Origin of the sequence: Dietzia sp. DQ11-71, assembly GCF_014144995.1 — a bacterium.
Lineage (GTDB): Bacteria > Actinomycetota > Actinomycetes > Mycobacteriales > Mycobacteriaceae > Dietzia > Dietzia kunjamensis.
In genome coordinates, this window is the sequence record NZ_JAALDT010000230.1 from 1 (window position 1) to 2,791 (window position 2,791).

4 protein-coding genes are annotated in these 2,791 nt (G+C 71.3%); 2 read left to right on the forward strand and 2 right to left on the reverse strand.

Features of this window, described 5'->3' with window-relative positions; all coding sequences use genetic code 11:
• Positions 1-539: DUF368 domain-containing protein (locus G6023_RS08960; RefSeq protein WP_182635073.1), on the forward strand; the 539-nt coding region annotated here is incomplete at its 5' end.
• Positions 540-561: 22 nt separating this feature from the next.
• On the opposite strand, the gene G6023_RS08965 is transcribed toward G6023_RS08960, so the two are convergent.
• Together G6023_RS08965 and G6023_RS08970 are read right to left on the reverse strand one after the other, a co-directional pair.
• Positions 562-1,545 (reverse strand): SRPBCC family protein, encoded by a 984-nt coding sequence (locus G6023_RS08965; RefSeq protein ID WP_182635075.1) that lies wholly within the window; start codon positions 1,543-1,545, stop codon positions 562-564.
• A 39-nt stretch (positions 1,546-1,584) separates the two neighbouring features.
• Positions 1,585-1,947 (reverse strand): ArsR/SmtB family transcription factor, encoded by a 363-nt coding sequence (locus tag G6023_RS08970; protein WP_182635077.1) that lies wholly within the window; start codon positions 1,945-1,947, stop codon positions 1,585-1,587.
• Between the two features lie 166 nt (positions 1,948-2,113).
• On the opposite strand from G6023_RS08970, the gene G6023_RS08975 reads away from it, so the two are divergent.
• Positions 2,114-2,791, forward strand: a 678-nt coding sequence (locus G6023_RS08975) for an SWIM zinc finger family protein (protein ID WP_182635079.1), incomplete at its 3' end; no start/stop codon positions are given.

The window sequence follows — 2,791 nt, forward strand, 5'->3', positions numbered from 1 at the left end:
TGGGCCTGATCTTCGTCCTCGGTGGCGCGTTCGCGTTCGTCCTGTCCGGGTTGCCGAGCGGCTCGATCAGCGACCCCTCCTACCTGTTGGTGTTCGTCGCGGCGGCGGTGGCGATCTGTGCCCTGGTACTGCCCGGCGTCTCGGGGTCCTACCTGTTGCTGGCGATGGGGCTCTACGCCCCGACCCTCGGCGCCGTCGACGACCGGAACTTCGCCTACCTCGGCGTGTTCGCCCTCGGCGCGCTCGTCGGGATCTCCCTGTTCGTCAAGGTCCTCGACCGCCTGCTCGAGGACTTCCGCAAGCCCACGCTGGTGGCCATGGCCGGACTCATGCTGGGGTCGCTGCGCGCGCTGTGGCCGTGGCAGACCGAGGAGGCCGAGGTCCTGGCCCCCGGCGCCGACTGGCCGACGGTCCTGGCCGCCGTGGCCGCCGGCATCGTCGTGGTGCTGATCGTGCTGGCCGTCGAGCGGGTGTTCGCGGACAAGACCGCCACCACCGACCCCGACCCGCGGACCTCCGCACTCGAGGACCGCGGGTAGGCCGTAGCCGGTCGGGCGGCGGTCAGGGGCTGGTCAGCACCTCCGCCTCCAGCCTCCGGTAGCCGGCTTCCATCCCGTCGACCATGCCGGTGCCGAGGATCGTCTCGCGCAGGTCGGCGCTGTCGTAGGTGATGACGAGCGTCATGAGGGTCCCGTCCTCGACGGCCGTGAGGGTCTGCTCGTTGCGCGTCGGCGGTGCGTCGACGCCCTCCATCGTCTCGGTGAAGACCTCCCGGTGGGGTGGGTCGGTCTCCAGGAGCTGCCCGGTGAGGGCGAACGCCTCGCCCTCGACCCCGTCGTCGGGGGCCCACTCGAAGCGGGTGGTCTCGCCGGGCGCCGGGGCGACCCGGCAGCCGACCAGCGCCCAGCCGTCGGGTCCGTGGAACCACCGGTTCAGCAGCTCCGGTTCGTGGTGGGCGTCCCAGACCTGCCGGGGCGTGCCGTGCAGGATCCGGGTGACGCGCACGGTCCGCTCGTCGAGGAGCTGCGACTGCGTGCCGGTGTCGGCGGCGAACGTGGCGTCGTCGGTGACCACGGCCTCGATCTGGCCCATCGCCTCGCGGGTCCCCTCCTCCATGCCCATCTCGATGAGCTGCTCGAGCTCGGCCAGGCTGTTGAAGTAGGTGGTGGTCTCGAGGCGGGAACCGGTGTCCGTCTCGCCGAACGTGAACACCGCCCGCATGGTGGGCAGGTCGGTGTTGGGCCGGCCGTCGTCGTGGCTGAAGCCGTCGAGCACCTCGAACGACCGGCACTCGTCCACCGACAGGTACTCCCAGTACCCGCACGCGCGGCTGCCGTCCGGTCCGGTCATGTAGTAGTCCGAGCGGCCGCCGGGGAACACGTCGTGCCGGGTGAAGGTGGCCGGCCACGTGGGCGGTCCCCAGAACTTCTCGAGCTGGCGCGGGTCGACGTACGCGTCCCACAGTCGACGGACCGGCACCGGGAACTCCGCGGTGATGGTCAGGGTCAGCCGGTCGAGGTCTCTGTCCACTGATGTCACAGGCATGGCCTGCCTCTTTCCTCGTGTGTGTCCTGCGGTGACGGGTCAGTCCTCGGCGAGGAGGGCGTCGAGCCTGTCGACGCGTGCCCGCCAGATGTCCTCGTAGGCGTCGAGGAGCCGCTGGGCTCCCCGGATCGCCCGGAGGTCTCCCCGGATCCTGCGTTCTCGGCCGATCCGATGGCCGGTGATCAGTCCTGCCTCCTCCAGTACGTTGACGTGTTTGCGGACGGCAGCGAACGACATGTCGTAGCGGGCCGCGAGGTCGGAGACGGTGGATTCGCCGGCCAGGGTGCGCCGGAGGATGTCCCGCCTGGTCGCGTCGGCCAGGGCCCGGAAGATCCGGTCCACCTCGTCGTCGCTGTAGTCCGGACCGCCGGGGTCCACCTCGAGTGCCCGATATGAAACCATGTGGTATCACGATAGGCCGGTGGGCGAGGCCGGTCAAGAGTCGGTTTCGCACCTCCATCCGGTTCTCGGCATCCGGTTCTCCACAGCCCGTTCCGCCTCCACAGGAGTGGGCTCACCGGCTCCGGTGTCCGGGTACCTCGTCGTCGTCGTCCTCTAGCCTGGCGGCGTGCTGACATCGACCGTCCGGGTTCCCGAGTCCGACGTCGAGTCCTTCGTGGGCTCGGCGGCGCTGGGGCGCGCCCGCGGCTACGCCAACGCGACGCGGATCCGCGACGTGGCGTACGACGCCGCCACCCACCGGCTCACCGCGAACATCAAGGGCAGCGGCGCCGCGGGCAGCGGGCGCTGGTACTCCACGGCCGTTCACCTCACCGTGCCGGCCGCGGACGGGTCCAGCCGCCCGCTGCGCAGCATGTGCTCGTGCCCCGTCGGGCTGAACTGCAAACACGCCGCCGCCCTCATGCTGTTCGTCAGCGAGCAGGCCAGCCAGGACGAGTCGATCCCCGCCTGGCGACGGCAGGCCGAGGACTCCCTGCGCGCGCTCGACACCCCGCGGTGGCAACCCGAGGCCCCGGTGGTGGGACTGCAACTTTCGGTGGTCCCGGACGAACTGGCGCCGGACGACGGCCCGGGCGGCCTACGTCCCGGATTGGGCAACCGCCTCAAGGCCCGGATCGTCGTCCCCGGCAGCGGCGGACGGTGGAAGTCGGCCGGGGTCGAGTGGGACCGCCTCCGCTACGGCTGGGACGGCGCGCTGTCGATCGCGCAGGCCGGGTGGCTGCGCGCCGTGGACGCCCTCGCCCGCAGCCACCGGCAGGCACGCGTGTGGCTGGACCTGTGCGAC

Excerpts from the sequence above, each read along its gene's own strand:
- G6023_RS08965 (WP_182635075.1), bottom strand. The coding sequence starts at position 1,545 with ATGCCTGTGACATCAGTGGACAGAGACCTCGACCGGCTGACCCTGACC.
- G6023_RS08970 (WP_182635077.1), bottom strand. The coding sequence starts at position 1,947 with ATGGTTTCATATCGGGCACTCGAGGTGGACCCCGGCGGTCCGGACTAC.